Here is a 14922-nt window from a genome sequence, read left to right as displayed (position 1 = left end):
TGTCTTAGGCAGCTCTTGCCATACCAGATCGAATTGATTGAAAACATGAATTAAGAGGAGGAACCGGATTGTGAAAAAGAGAATAGTGACATTAAGTCTTACAGCTATATTGGGGACAAGCGGGGTATTTGTACCGCTGAGCAAAAGCGCTTATGCGTCATCCTTTGAGGAGAAAAAAGCAAGAATTCAAAATGAGCGGTCCAATGTTCAGTCGAATATAGAAAGCAAGAAAAGTGAAGTAAAAGAATTAGAGACAAAACAAAATCAACTTAATCAAGAGATTAAAAAGTTAGATGAAAAATTGCTGGATACTGGTGAAAAAATCGAAGAGAAAGAGAATGAAATCAAGAAAACTAAAGCTGAAATTGAACAGTTGAAAAAACAAATTGCTGAAGTAAAAAAACGGATTGAAAAGCGGAATGAACTGTTAAAAGAACGGGCAAAATCCTTGCAGGAAGCAGGAGGAACAATCAGCTATCTCGACGTTATCTTAGGTGCGAAAAGCTTCAATGATTTTGTAACTCGTATAAGCGCTGTTACAACGATCGTTGATGCGGATCAAAAAATTATTGAAGAGCATGAAAGAGATATGAAACTGAAAGAGGAAGCGGAGGCTAAATTAAACAAGCAGCTGTCCTCTTTGGAAGAAGCTTTATCTGAATTGGCTTCATTGAAACAAGAGCTAGATAAGCAAATTGATGAAAAAGATAAATTGTTGGGGCAATTGGAAGCGGAACATGGCCAGGCAATGGATCAATTAGAAGATTTGGTACATCAAGATGCTATGCTGGCAAAGCAGCAAAAAATGATTGAACAACAGCAGCAAGAATATTTAAAAAGACTAGAAGAAGAAAAGGCTAGACAGGCTCAAGCTTCACAATCTGCTTCTAAATCAAGTGATAAAACTGTTGCTTCAAGCGATAAAGCTGCTGCTTCAAGCGATGGCGGATCTTCACCAGAACCATCTGTATCATCAGCTGCAGGAAGCGGATCTTTTATCTGGCCGGCTTCAGGTGTTCTTACCTCTAAAATGGGTATGAGATGGGGCAGATTCCATGCAGGAATTGATATTGCGAAACGGGGAACGGTTCCAGTTTACGCTTCTGCTGGCGGCACGGTTAGTTATGCTGGACAAATGAGCGGCTACGGCAATGTGATTATGATCATCCATAATATTAACGGTAAAACGTATACTACACTTTACGGGCATTTGAGAAGCATTAACGTTTCAAGTGGTCAAAAAGTGAGCCAAGGTCAGTTTATTGGATATATGGGAAATACAGGAAGATCAACAGGGCAGCACTTGCATTTTGAAGTACATAACGGAACATGGCGAGGCAAATCCAGCGCGATCAATCCTTTAAGCGTTCTTCCATAAAATTTATTAACAATGCACAATAAGCTCTTAAGGGAAGAAGAGTTTGTTGTGCATTGTTATTTTTTTATAAATTGCAAAACAGTTTTCTTCTGATCGTGTTTCATCGATGCAAAAAATAGAGGAAACGGGAGATTACATAAAGCTTCAATGGATTGATTTTCACAATAATTCTTTTTCATGTAGTGATAGATAATTACAAAAAATATAGTTACTCCTCCCGTATGATTATGCCGGTGTAGGCAGTTTGCTTGACTAAAAGAAAAGGAAAGCGTTTTTATGAGAACAAAACACCTTACCCATTATCAAAGCAAAGATGATCGTTAGCTGATTTTTCTATTTTCTTGATGGAACCTGGCTAGAAGCGGTCAAATTCTTGTCAAAGGGCGGTATATTAAGTTTTTTTGAATTGCTTTTCCTTTTCCTGTAATCCGCACATGATTTGTACAAGCTTTGCATACGCTATAAATAATTCGGATTGTTGGAAAGGAAGGCAAAAACATATGAAACAAATAATAAAATTGATTACAGTGTTTTGGATAGTGACCAGTTCCATCGTCGTTTTGGATGTGCACGGTCATGCTGAAAATAATGAATCGCTGGAAAATAAAACAATTGCTGCATCTGCGCAAAGTTCAGATGAAACCATTCCAGGATTGGAGAAATTTATAAAAACGTATGAATTAATTTCTGAAAAATATGTCCATCCAGTCGACAAAAAACGTCTCCTAGAAGGTGCCATTCAAGGGATGCTATCTTCTTTAGGCGATCCATACTCAGTCTATATGGATAAGGAAACTGTTAGACAATTTACAGAGTCCCTTGATTCTTCATTTGAAGGAATCGGTGCCGAAATCGGTATGAACAACGGCAAAATAACCATTATTTCACCATTTAAAAATTCGCCGGCGGAAAAAGCGGGCTTAAAGCCAAATGATGAAATTGTGAAAATTGATGGTAAAACAGTTTCCAGTTCAGATCTTCATGATGCAGTACTGAAAATCAGAGGAGAAAAAGGAACAACCGTCAAACTTACGATACGCCGCCCTGGAAGTAAAGATTTATTGTTTTTTGAAGTAAAGCGGGATGAGATTCCGATTGAAACAGTGTTCAGCTCCGAAATCAATAAAAATGGCAAGCGGTTAGGCGTCTTGCATATTACTTCATTTTCTGAAAGGACAGCTGATGACTTTAAACAAAAGCTAAAAATGTTAGAAAAAAAGAAAATTAACGGTTTAGTCATCGATGTTCGCGGCAATCCGGGGGGATATTTGCAGGCTGTAGAGCAAATTTTGCAGCAGCTCGTCCCTAATCATGCACCATATATTCAAATAGAAAAGAGAGACGGAAAAAGGGAGATGTATTATTCAACATTAAAAGAAAAGAAGCATTATCCTATTGCAGTCTTAATTGACAACGGCAGCGCATCTGCTTCGGAAATTTTGGCAGCTGCGTTGAAAGAAGCAGGAGGGTATGCCATTGTCGGCGAAAAATCCTTTGGAAAGGGAACAGTTCAGCAAACAATACCGCTGGATGATGGAAGCAACATAAAGCTGACGTTATACAAATGGTTGACTCCTAAAGGAAATTGGATTCATGAAAAAGGTGTGGAACCAACGGTAAAAATATCGCAGCCGGATTATTTTAAAGCTGGACCGCTCGATATTTTACAGCCATTAAAAAAAGAGATGAATAATGAACAAGTTCGCATTGCACAAATATTATTATCAGGATTAGGTTATGATCCTGGGAGAAAAGACGGTTATTTCAGTGCAGAAACCGAGCTGGCTGTAAAGGCGTTTCAAAAAATGAACGGTTTATCCGTGACGGGGAAGTTGGATCAAAAAACAGCTATAAAAATGAATGAATTGATCACAAAAGAAACTCGTTCAAAACAAAATGACTTGCAGCTGCAAACTGCCATTTCACTATTAGCACGATCTTCTTAAGTATTGAAAAAATACGGCAGCTTTTCTGTTGCATTTTGTTTAAGGGGCTGTCTAATAAGTCGTTTTTACGGCTTATTGACGCCCCTTTAATGTTTTAGAAACGTTGATATATCGATGTTTATGATTTTTTGTTTTCAATAGGGATTTCACTTTATGGACAGCCTCTAAATGAGATTTCGCTTCCTTGTGCAGGCTTTTCAGTTGAGAAAATTTCTGCTTTCATATCGTAGTGAAATTTACAATTATTTATGCATACAGAGGATGGACGCAGCTTTATGACAATAAGGCTGCGTTTTCTTTTAAATCATCGGGAAGTGACAGAGCGGCATTGTTAAGTGGCTGTTTCCTTGCTCAATTTTTTGATCAATTTGCTGCAAGTCTGATTCATTCAGCTTTTTAGAAAAAAGCGGTATGAAGCCAAAAAAGCCGCCGCTCCATGAATTTGGTCAATCGGCCTTTTTACCTATTTCCAGTTTTTTATATGACGTTCTAGCTTCTTTTTTAAAAGATTTGATAAAATAGAGGAAAGTCTCATATGATTCGTAAAAGGGGTGGGCCGTTTGGTTGGACAATGGCTTTTAGAATTGCTTTTCAGCATAGGCCGTTTTTTCTTGCATCCGCTTTTGTATTTCTTTCTCATTTTTTCCTTTTTAAATGGATATTGGCGGGTTAGAAGAGAACGAAAATCTTTTCATGTGCGCGTATATGATGTGTTTGACGATATTCGTTTTACTTATACGAAGGGAATTATCGCTGGCCTTATCCTTTCTGTTCTTTTCATGCTTCTAGGACTGTGGATTCCATTCGGAACACTCGTTTTATTGACTATTTGGCTGCTGGCTGTTAGTTTAACTTTTCAGCCGCGTTTTTTGTCATCAAGTATCTCATTGGGCGGAACGATTTTTTTAACAGCTTTATTAAATGGAGTGGCAGATCAATCTCCTTGGATCGATGAATTTTTTGTGAGCCTTGATAAAACAAACTACAGCGTCTTGTCGCTATTTTTGAGCTTTTTGCTTATTTGTGAAGGGATTCTCATCTATCGAACAGCACATTACCATACATCCCCATTTATCATAAAAAGCAAGAGAGGAATGCCGATTGGGAATCATGTAGCGAACAGAACATGGATGATTCCGTTAATGCTTTTAGTTCCAGGCGGTTCATTGGAATCTCCTTTTTCTTGGTGGCCAATTATTTCTTTAAATGGTGAACCATTTATGCTCGTGATGATTCCGTATTTTGTCGGTTTTTATCAAAGAATTCAAGGGTCTTTGCCAAAGGAAAGCATTCAAGTAACAGGCCGGCGCATTTCGATTCTTGGAATTATTTCTCTTGTTGTTGCTGCTGCTTCGTTGTGGGCTCCATTTCTGTCGTTTGTTGCCGCGGCTCTTGCATTGATAGGAAAGGGATTAATAACTGTAAAACAAAGGATGAATGATAATTCGGCCGCTTTTTATTTCTCGAAACAAGATTATGGACTGGTCGTATTAGGCACGCTTCCTCAATCCCCGGGAGAGAAAATGGGAATAAAAGCGGGAGAAGTTATAACAAAGGTGAATGGAAAAAATGTAAAAACAACGTACGAATTTTACGAAGCGCTGCAGATAAGCAGGACGCATTGTAAGTTGGAGGTACTAGGACATAACAAAGAAATCCGTTTTGTCCAACGCGCCTTATACGAAGGGGAGCATCATGAACTCGGCTTGCTCTTTGTGCAAGATGAGAAGTGGAAGTCAGAAGCCTCTTAACCGGTATGAATGGTTCATAATCAACCGGAATAGCGACATAATTTTTAGGGATAGGCCATAATTCTTCGGAATGAGTTTCATTTTTTTCCGGAACGATAAAGGTATATTTTCTCTATCACATCAAACCACTTAGTCAATGATTGGCTAAGTGGTTTTTTACGTCAAAAAATGTTATAGCTAGCAGAATTAGGCTCGAGAAATCATTGTACAAAGGAACTGACATTGTTCAATGATATTTGAAGCCTTTCAGTAAATATGTCTAATCATGAAAATAGCCGCGGCTAGAAAAACTCTATCTAAACATTGCAAGCACCTTCAATGGTTTAAAATATCATTTATCAAGTACTCTGCATCGGCGCCCACCCCTCCGATAAGAGCGGAGCCTCTCCGATATTGCCAAGGCAATCCTAAGAAGTACAATCCTTTCACAGGAGTAACCCCTCTTTGGTGAACGGGCTTTCCTCTATGATCTAAAACATTAGGAATTTGTATCCAGCTGTAATCAAAATAAAATCCGGTTGCCCAAATGACATTTTGAACTTGAATTTGACTGTTATCTGCAAAAGAGATAACAACTCCTGAAACACTCTCTGTTTTAGGCTTCATTTTTATTTTGCCTTCTTGTAGTAAATGTTTCAGCTCTTTACCGAAAATAGGATCGCTTTGTTTACTGATCAACCTGCCTAACGGGCTATTGATATGGACGTCTAATAAACCTATTTTTTGAAACCACCAGAAAATACTTTTCCCCATAATTTCAAGTGGGAGAAATCTCATTTTATGACCTACTGATAAATAAACTTCTCTGTCTTCGGACAATTCAACTGCAATTTGCGCTCCAGAATTTCCTGCACCGACTACTAAAACAGAGCCATCTTGCAATTGAGATGGATTCAAATAGCCGAATGTATGCACTTGATACACTTGATCGTATAAGCTTTCGGCAAATGGTGGAAGATAAGGCTTTTGAAAAGGCCCTGTTGCTATAACCACTTTATTTGCCATATATCTCCTATGGTTGGTTGTCACTTTAAAAATCTCATTTTCTTTTTGAAGAGAAATGACTTCTGTATTCAGATGAATAGGTAATTCGAATTTTTGAGCATAATCCTCTAAATAATCGGCTATTTCATCCTTAGTTGGATATCCGTTCGGGTCACCCTTTAAGACCATTCCTGGCAAGGAGCTAAACGATCGAGGGGTAAAAAGCACTAAAGAATCGTAACGATTTCTCCAAACATCTCCGATTCGATTTTCCTTGCCGACAATGGCAAATAATATATCGTGTTGCTTTAGATAATACCCCATCGCTAATCCTGCTTGGCCAGCGCCGATTACAAGAACATCAACATTTTGTGCCATTTCAATCAACTCCGAAAAAAGCTAGACTTTCATTTTTCCATGATGGATTTGAGAGGTTTCAATTTGAATGGTTGTATGCAAAATCTTAAATTTTTCTTCAATCATGTGAATGGCAGCTTGCAACACCTTTTGACTGTCTTGATGATCTTCAATTAAAATATGGCAGCTTAGTGAGTCTAAACCTGATGTAATCGTCCAAATATGCAGGTCGTGAACATCCTTCACACCTTCAATACTTTTTAAGGCTTTCTTCACTTCATTTTGATCAATGGTAACGGGCGTTCCTTCCATCAAAATGTGTATGCTATGCTTCAAAACTCCCCAAGCGCCTTTTAATATTAATAAAGCAACTAAAATGGAAATAATAGGGTCTGCTATATACCAGTCAAAGAGCCACATGATGAATCCGGCAGCAATGGCTCCGACAGAGCCTAATGCATCGCCGATAACGTGAAGATAAGCGCTGCGAACATTGACATTATGTTTCACATCACCTTTTCTCATTAACACCCAGGCACTTAAAAGATTAGCAAAAAGACCAATAGACGCAATCAACATCATCGAGCCGCTTGCTACAGTCGGCGGATTGAAAAAACGCTGAACAGCTTCCCAAATGATAAATCCAGCGATAACAAATAAGGTAACTCCATTAAACAAAGCGGCTAAAATTTCAAAACGATAAAAGCCATACGTTTTATTTGGGGAGGCTGGTTTGGCCGCAAACCATATAGCAATTAGGCTAAGAGCAAGCGAACTGGCGTCACTAAGCATATGTCCAGAGTCAGAAAGAAGGGCCAGACTGTTTGTAATTAACCCCCCGAAAAACTCTAACAGCAAAATTCCAACAGTAATGAGCAATGCAATTATAAGTCCTTTTTTATTGTTTTCCCTGTTAAAGTCGTGATGGTCGTGAGAGTGGTGATGGCTGTTCATGGCCAAATGCCTCCTTACTGATGTTCAGAATGATCAATGGCTTGTTTTAATAATGAAAAAACGTGTTCGTCATTACAGGAGTAAATCAGTGTTTTTCCTTCACGGCGATACTTAATAAGTCTAAGATTTCGCAATATACTAAGCTGATGGGAAACTGCTGATTGAGACATTTCCAACACTTCGGCAATATGATTTACGCTGCACTCTTCTTGTGATAACAAATAAAGAATTTTAATTCGAGTAGGATCGGCTAACACCTTAAATATTTGCGATATATGTTCAATTGTTTCAGGTTTTAAGAAAGAATGATCTTCCGTCTTCATTCATAATTCCCTCGTTCTTTTATTATATATGAGCATATGTTCATATTTTATTGTATTTTGCATTCTGTCTTTTGTCAAGTTTAGGAAATCTGTTTAACAGTACATAATGAGGAGGGAACCTTTCAGATTGGAAATACGGTCAACTAGTTCTGAGGCATTTTCAGTGGGCTTAAGAAATCTAAGAGCTCGTTAAAAGTGACAATAGCAATGAGATAAATGAAGCAGTTTTTAAAAGATGATTGCTTCAAAGTAGATTGCAGCTGGAGAGAATTTCTAAATTGATCGTATAAGGACATTTCAGGGTACTTGCGAGCAATCATTGAGAAGTCGATTCAGTTATCTTTTTGAGAAGCTGCCAAGCATGGAAATTGAGCATTTCAATATGTTTATTTTAATTATTGACTAGCAGAAGATAACCTCTCGTTCTTGAACAGCCTTGCCTAAACGTTAACTTGGTTAATTCACGCTGTCGGCTAGCCTTCATACAGGAACAGGTGAAGCCGGGCATGAATAGCAGCTTCTGCCAGATCAAAAAATGTCGGAAAAGGGCATACTTTGTCCGGTTTAGCCGTAAAGGAATCCCTCTTATGGTAGACAGGTCTACATAAGAGGGATCATATCAAGTGAAACCTGAAGGATCTTTGTGTCAGCAGATCTAATTTTACAAGAACAAGCCGCCAATGGCGCCCGTTAAGACGATGATCCATGGAGCTATCTTCCAATAAGCGAGCATACTGAATAAAATTGCAGCAAAAGCAAAATCAATCGGACGATTAATGGAGCTTATCCAGATCGGATCATAAAAAGCGGCAATTAAAATTCCGACGACAGCAGCTTGTATGCCCATTAACGCACCATTAATCTTTGAATTGCTTCGAAGCTTTCCCCAAAACGGTAATGTACCAAAAATGAGCAGAATTGCCGGAAGAAAGATGGCGCAAGTTGCAACGAATCCCCCAGCCCATCCATTCATGACCGCTCCAATATAAGAAGCAAATGTAAACAAAGGACCAGGAACTGCCTGTGCTGCTCCGTAACCAGCCAAAAATTCTTTTTCTGTTAACATTCCTGTTGGAATAAATTCCTGTTCAAGCAGCGGGAGCACCACATGTCCTCCCCCAAATACGAGAGATCCAGAGCGGTAAAAGCTGTCGAACAAGCCGATCCAGTAAGAAGAAGTCCACACTTTTAATAAAGGAAGGAAAAGGAGAAGCCCGAAAAATAACAATAAACAGCTTGCGGCAAATCGTGTTGAAATCGGCACCTGCAACGAAGTCTGGGTATCTTCTTCTACTTTTTTATATAATAAAAATCCAATAAAAGCCGCTAGCAACATGACGACAACTTGGGAAAAAGCATGTTGCCATAATAAAGTAACGACTAGCGCGCCTAATGCGATGGCTTTTCTCCCTAGGTCAGGGGCAAGTTTTTGTGCCATTCCAATAACAGCATGGGCGACTACAACAGCAGCAACAATCTTTAAGCCGTGAATCCAGCCGGCATCAACAATATGTAACTCTTTAAGAATAAGAGCAAAGATCATCAGTGCGATTGCAGACGGAAACGTAAAGCCGATAAAGGCGCAAAGTCCGCCTAATATTCCTCCCCGCATGAGACCGATGCCGATCCCGGCTTGGCTGCTGGCAGGTCCGGGTAAAAAATGGCATAAAGCAACCAAATCTGCATAGCTCTTTTCATCCAACCATTTTCTTCTCCGAATATATTCTTCATGAAAATATCCTAAATGGGCGATTGGCCCCCCAAATGAGGTCAATCCAAGCTTTGTGGAAATGGCAAATATCTCGAACAGCGTTTTCCATTTTGATTCCTTCATGTTATCCCCCACCTTCATTATGTATTTCTTTAAAAAGCTCGTACGCTTTCGTCCGGGCTTCTTTCAGAACGGCTTTCCCTTTCTGTGTAGTTGTATAATATTTTCGTATTTTTCCTTCTACATTTTGTTCTGTTTTTTCTAACAGTCCGTCCTTTTCCATTGCGTGGAGAATCGGATAAAGAGTCCCTGCACTTATGTTGTAGCCATGACTTTTCAGTTCCTCAAGCATCCACAAGCCGAATATAGGATGTTCGCTTGCATGATGTAAAATATGAATATGTATAAAACCGAGAAAAAGCTTGCGCAACACTTTATCTTCCATTTTTACCCCTCATTTTGAGAATCGATATCGAATTTCGATAACATTAATATTGTAAGGTTATTCATATGTACATGTCAAAATTATATTTACGAAAATATTTGACAATTGAATTGTCTTTTCATAAAATGGACATATAAAATATGAACACTTATTCATATAAACACATATACTGTATACTGCAATGTGTACTCTATTTCATTGGAGGATTAGAGAATGATTCAGTATCGGGTAAAGGGATTGTCTTGTGCAAATTGCGCAAAGAATCTGGAAGAGGAAATCCAAAAGCTTGAATATGGAGAAAATGCAAAATTAAATTTTCAATCTAGCAAACTGTATGTCAATGAAGAAATTAATATTGCTAAAGTCAAAAAAATTTTAGCATCGGATGGGGCCTATATTGAGGAAGAAAATAAACATGAAGATACACATTCTTATTTATTGTGGCTCGTTTTGCTCTCGGTTTTAGCTTTTATAGCTGCTGTTGTGTTCGAAAAAACATTATCACCATCCGCCGCTGTTACAATGTATATAATTGCTACGGTGATCAGCGGATATAAAACATTTTTGAAAGGGGCCAAAAACCTCGTTCGATTGAAATTTAATATTGACACCCTTATGACAATTGCTTTGATTGGAGCTTTTGGCATTGGAGAGTGGAAGGAAGGTGCTGTTGTTGCCATTTTATTTGGAGTGAACGAATATTTAGAGGGCTTGGGAATGGAAAAGGCCCGTCGTTCTATCGAATCGCTTTTAGAAGTTGCGCCGAATGAAGCTACGATTGTTATAGATGGCCAGGAAAAGAAAGTTTCCATTCATGACATCAAGGCAGGGGATATTGTTCTTGTCAAAGCCGGTGAAAAAATTCCATCGGATGGGATAGTGGTGGAAGGGAAAAGCTCAGTTAATGAAGCGGCCATTACTGGAGAATCTCTCCCTGTTGAAAAGGAAGCAAAAGATGAAGTGTTTGGCGGAAGCATTAATAATGAAGGAATTTTGAAAGTTCGGATAACAAAGCCTTACGAAGAATCGTCTCTAGCGAAAATTTTGCATTTAGTTGAAGAAGCGCAGGAAACAAAAACGCCGACTGAGCAATTCATTAATAAGTTTGCGAAATATTATACTCCTTTGATCATGCTTATCTCTCTTGTCGTTATTTTTATTCCGCCGCTTTTCTTAGGAGTTGATTGGAGAACATCTTTATATCAAGGATTGGCAGTGTTAATTGTAGGCTGTCCATGTGCATTAGTTTTATCCTCTCCCATTGCTATCGTTTCAGGAATCACGAGAAATGCACGCAAAGGCATTCTTGTAAAAGGCGGGGTTTATTTAGAGCAATTAGGGAAAATTGGAATAATAGCTTTTGATAAAACAGGAACACTGACAAAAGGGGAGCCCTATGTAGAGAAGTTTGTAGAATATGATCCTTCTTTTTGGAGCATCATCGGATCAATTGAAAAATCCTCTACTCATCCGATCGCTAAAGCCATTATGAAAAAAATAGATGAGTTAAACGTTTCCCTTTTGGAGGCTCGCTCCGTTGTTGCAACATCAGGTGAGGGAATAAAAGCGGAGATAGACGGGAAGGAATACCGTGTCGGCAATGAAAAAACGATTCAACATCTTTCGCTCAGCGAAAATGTAAAGGAAGATATAAAGGCCTTTAAACAGGAAGGACTAACAATCGTTTTGGTTTCAGATGACAAAAACGTTCTCGGTATGGTCGGTATAGCGGATGAAATTCGGCAGGAAAGCAGCCAGGTGATCCGCATGCTTCACCGAACAGGTGTGAAGAGGACTGTCATGTTGACAGGAGACCACGAAAAAACTGCTGAAAAAGTGGCGAAAAAGGTTGGTTTAAGCGAATATTTTGCAAACCTTCTGCCGGAAGAAAAGGTGGAAAAGGTAAGAGAACTGTCTCTCTCAGGAAAAACGGCAATGATCGGAGATGGTATCAATGATGCGCCTGCGCTCGCAGCTGCTGATTTAGGCATTGCAATGGGAAAAGGAACAGACAGCGCAATTGAAACGGCTGATATCGTTTTAATGCAAGATCATTTAGGAAAGCTGCCTGAAGCTATTTCAACCGCCAAAAAGGTGAACAGAATCATCAAGTTAAACATCGGGATTGCTCTAGGTTTAAAAGCCGCTGCACTGCTGCTGACGATTCCAGGCTGGCTTACGCTTTGGATAGCCATTCTGTCTGATATGGGGGCGACTGTTTTAGTGACCCTCATTAGTTTAACGATTTTATGGGAACGAAATAAAAAACTTCTAAATGAGGCTTTCAGCTAATGGCTGATTGCCTTTTTTTCTTGCATTTTTTAATATTTCTCTTCCATAAACATATGACATTTATTATAATCTTATTAATTTGACAACCTGCCGCTAATGAAAAATTGGACATAACATTTTGGACAAAATCATGGGAGGAATTGTGCATGCTTTTAGGTGCAATTGAAGCGGGCGGAACAAAATTTGTCTGTGGAATTGGAGATGAAAACGGAAATATCATCGAGCGGACTTCTTTTCCGACGACAACGCCTGATGAAGTACTTGAACAAGTGGTCAAATTTTTTCGGGATAAAGATATTAAAGCGCTTGGAATTGGCTCATTCGGTCCGATTGATTTAGATCGCACAAGCGAAACATTCGGATACATAACATCTACTCCGAAGCTACAGTGGGCGAATATAAATCTTGTCGGAACGATAAAAAAAGAATTCCCTATTCCAATTGGCTTTGATACCGACGTCAATGCAGCAGCGCTGGGGGAAATGAAATGGGGGGCTGCGAAAGGTCTGAATAGCTGCATTTATATGACGATCGGTACCGGGATCGGAGTCGGTGCCATCTCTGAAGGACATCTAGTACACGGGCTAATCCATCCGGAAATGGGGCATATGCTTGTTCGGCGCCATCCTGAAGATTCGTTTGCCGGCAATTGTCCGTATCACAAAGATTGCTTGGAAGGAATGGCATCCGGTCCAGCAATAGAAAAACGCTGGGGAAAAAAGGGGCAAGAATTAGAAAAAAATGAGAAAGTATGGGATTTGGAAGCGTACTATATTGCACAAGAAATTGCCAACCTTATACTCGTTTTATCGCCTAAAAAAATAATAATTGGCGGCGGAGTCGCCAAACAAAAGCAATTGTTCCCCCTTATACATCAAAATGTTCAAGCTTTATTAAACGGTTATGTTCGCCATGAAGTGGTGCTAGAAAACATTGCAGATTATATTGTTCCGCCCGGATTAGGGGATAATGCGGGACTTTGCGGAGCAATCGGTTTAGCATATGAGGCGTTTTTGGAGAATAATCAAAAATAAAGCTCAAGAACATTTATCGGCAAATAATCGTTACAGATAACCCAAGCCATAAAATAAAATCAGGCATACAAAAAATGTGTACAAGAAAAGGAAACTTTCAAGAATGCAGTTAAGAACCAAAAAGAATTAGATAAAGCTAAAACTAATGCTAAAGAGAATTGATCCAAGATATTGCTCGGTGACCTAACAGCTCTTTATGTTACAGCTGAGATGATTAAGTTTAGGTGGCTGGAAGCATTCATTTTTTGATAAGTGGAGTTCAGGAGTATTGCAATGTATATGCTGAAACAAAACGAATATTGAAAAATATTTTTTAATCTTTAAATAATTATTAAACATCTCTACATTTAGAGGGAGAATCAATTAAATTATATATCTTAAAAAAGACAAATTAGACTTAGGGATTTAGAAATTTATTTATTACTGTAGATGAGCAATTTTCATAACAATAATTACCATACCAAAAGAGACAAACAGGGTACCCCTTATGCCACATGGAGCTGTTTTTTGACAACATCAATGGGAATATCTTGCTTCGCTGCATGGTAAATGAACTCGACGAGACTATGCCCTTTCTTCGTTCGGAGAAGATCAAGCCCAGTAGAGAAATCCCGGTTGGACTCGACCATACTGTACACATAAGCGAGTTGCACCAAGATCCAATACCGTTTCACCGCCCGACGTTGACGAACGCGGTACCCATCGAGCTTCAGCTGGTCTTTCGCTTGTCGAAAAAAGCATTCGATCGACCAACGCTGGGCATAGTAGCGCAAGATCTCTTCATCGCTTAGCTCCCGGTCGGTGCTCAAGACGCAGTGAAGATGTTCGGGTGTCATCGGCTGATCGGCTTTCCAAGCCAACAACACAACGGCATCATCGAGACCTTTCAGCGATCCCTCGTAGCGATACACGCGATAACGCTCTTCTCCCACCGTGACGAGATGGGTGTCGTTCGGTTCGATATAGCGGGCAAACTGTTTGGCTTGGATGGCGATGCCTTTCGGATAGAGAATCCGGTTCGTTTTGAGCATCGCGATGACGTGAAATCCTTTTTTCAGACAGGCTTCCACGAGCGCTTGCGATGGATACCACGAATCCATCAGCACATAAACGGGACGGCGTACATCCAAAGAAGAAAGCATCTCGATCGCGAGTTCCCCCTTGCTTTTCCCAGCGGCCTTGTCGTAGAGGCGGAACGCAAAGGGAAAAGCCTGGGTCATCGTATGAACCATGAGCCAAACAAGAGAATGTCCCCAGATCGACTTTTTCTCTGTGTGAGAATAGTGCCAATCACACCCTTGAATGGCGTGCGTTGCCCGTGACGAAGGCTTGATTTTTTGGCAAATCGTATCATCGATCGAAACAAAAAGGGGTTGATTTTTCTGTTTGGCGATCCGTTCGACACGATGAAGCATCCATTGCTGGAGTTTGCGAAGCAGCGTCTCTTCATCCCAAGGGCTTTTCGTGAAAAAATGGCTGAGTGTCGTTCGATGATTGGGGTGAAAGCTCCAATGATGAAGATCGGTCAACGTTCCAGAAAAGCCTTTCGTGATCATCGCATCCACGATATGAACGAGATGCTTCATGACAGGTTTTGAAAAATAAAGTGCCAACCCCAACATCGTGAAAAACTTGTGGATTCCTTGATGATGTGCTAATCTATTCATGAGACATGAACCTCCTTGTGTGAATGGTTTGTTGGCACATCTATTCTAACCAAGGAATCGGGTTCATGTCTCCTTTTTTG

At 39.6% G+C, this 14922-nt stretch carries 11 protein-coding genes; 5 read left to right on the top strand and 6 right to left on the bottom strand.

The features are described from left to right. Positions 1–70 precede the first annotated feature (70 nt). The 3 genes from NSQ94_RS15665 to NSQ94_RS15655 all read left to right on the top strand — a co-directional run bounded on the left by NSQ94_RS15665 (position 71) and on the right by NSQ94_RS15655 (position 5075). Positions 71–1378, top strand: coding sequence for a M23 family metallopeptidase (locus NSQ94_RS15665; RefSeq protein ID WP_144597353.1), 1308 nt, complete (start codon positions 71–73; stop codon positions 1376–1378). A gap of 500 nt (positions 1379–1878) precedes the next feature. Beyond that, positions 1879–3324, top strand: a complete 1446-nt coding sequence (locus NSQ94_RS15660) for a S41 family peptidase (protein WP_339229638.1) — start codon at positions 1879–1881, stop codon at positions 3322–3324. A 560-nt stretch (positions 3325–3884) separates the two neighbouring features. Next, positions 3885–5075, top strand: a complete 1191-nt coding sequence (locus NSQ94_RS15655; RefSeq protein WP_066249828.1) for a PDZ domain-containing protein — start codon at positions 3885–3887, stop codon at positions 5073–5075. Between the two features lie 315 nt (positions 5076–5390). On the opposite strand, the gene NSQ94_RS15650 is transcribed toward NSQ94_RS15655, so the two are convergent. From NSQ94_RS15650 to NSQ94_RS15630, 5 genes are all read right to left on the bottom strand, one after another. Next, the gene (locus NSQ94_RS15650; RefSeq protein ID WP_339229636.1) at positions 5391–6437 is read right to left on the bottom strand and encodes an NAD(P)/FAD-dependent oxidoreductase; all 1047 of its coding nucleotides are present in this window, start codon (positions 6435–6437) and stop codon (positions 5391–5393) included. A gap of 21 nt (positions 6438–6458) precedes the next feature. Beyond that, entirely contained in the window at positions 6459–7370 is a 912-nt protein-coding gene (locus NSQ94_RS15645; protein ID WP_066249822.1) for a cation diffusion facilitator family transporter, read from the bottom strand. Between the two features lie 14 nt (positions 7371–7384). Continuing rightward, positions 7385–7693 carry a metalloregulator ArsR/SmtB family transcription factor gene (locus tag NSQ94_RS15640; protein ID WP_063389190.1) on the bottom strand — a complete coding sequence of 103 codons (309 nt, stop codon included), beginning with the start codon at positions 7691–7693 and terminating at the stop codon, positions 7385–7387. A gap of 661 nt (positions 7694–8354) precedes the next feature. Continuing rightward, the gene (gene chrA / locus NSQ94_RS15635) at positions 8355–9527 is read right to left on the bottom strand and encodes a chromate efflux transporter (RefSeq protein ID WP_339229634.1); all 1173 of its coding nucleotides are present in this window, start codon (positions 9525–9527) and stop codon (positions 8355–8357) included. Position 9528: 1 nt separating this feature from the next. Then, positions 9529–9849: a PadR family transcriptional regulator gene (locus tag NSQ94_RS15630; RefSeq protein WP_063389188.1), complete on the bottom strand. Its 321-nt coding sequence runs from the start codon at positions 9847–9849 to the stop codon at positions 9529–9531. 213 nt (positions 9850–10062) lie between these two features. On the opposite strand from NSQ94_RS15630, the gene NSQ94_RS15625 reads away from it, so the two are divergent. Together NSQ94_RS15625 and NSQ94_RS15620 are read left to right on the top strand one after the other, a co-directional pair. Beyond that, entirely contained in the window at positions 10063–12141 is a 2079-nt protein-coding gene (locus NSQ94_RS15625; RefSeq protein WP_339229632.1) for a heavy metal translocating P-type ATPase, read from the top strand. Positions 12142–12287: 146 nt separating this feature from the next. Beyond that, positions 12288–13175 (top strand): ROK family protein, encoded by an 888-nt coding sequence (locus NSQ94_RS15620; protein WP_339229630.1) that lies wholly within the window; start codon positions 12288–12290, stop codon positions 13173–13175. A 485-nt stretch (positions 13176–13660) separates the two neighbouring features. On the opposite strand, the gene NSQ94_RS15615 is transcribed toward NSQ94_RS15620, so the two are convergent. Then, positions 13661–14842 (bottom strand): IS701 family transposase, encoded by a 1182-nt coding sequence (locus NSQ94_RS15615; RefSeq protein WP_311066339.1) that lies wholly within the window; start codon positions 14840–14842, stop codon positions 13661–13663. Between the last annotated feature and the right edge of the window lie 80 nt (positions 14843–14922).

Origin of the sequence: Aeribacillus sp. FSL K6-2833, assembly GCF_037965815.1 — a bacterium.
Taxonomy (GTDB): Bacteria; Bacillota; Bacilli; order Bacillales; family Aeribacillaceae; genus Aeribacillus; species Aeribacillus composti.
Note: the sequence above shows the minus strand (reverse complement) of the source record. Positions and strands in the feature narration are given on the sequence as shown.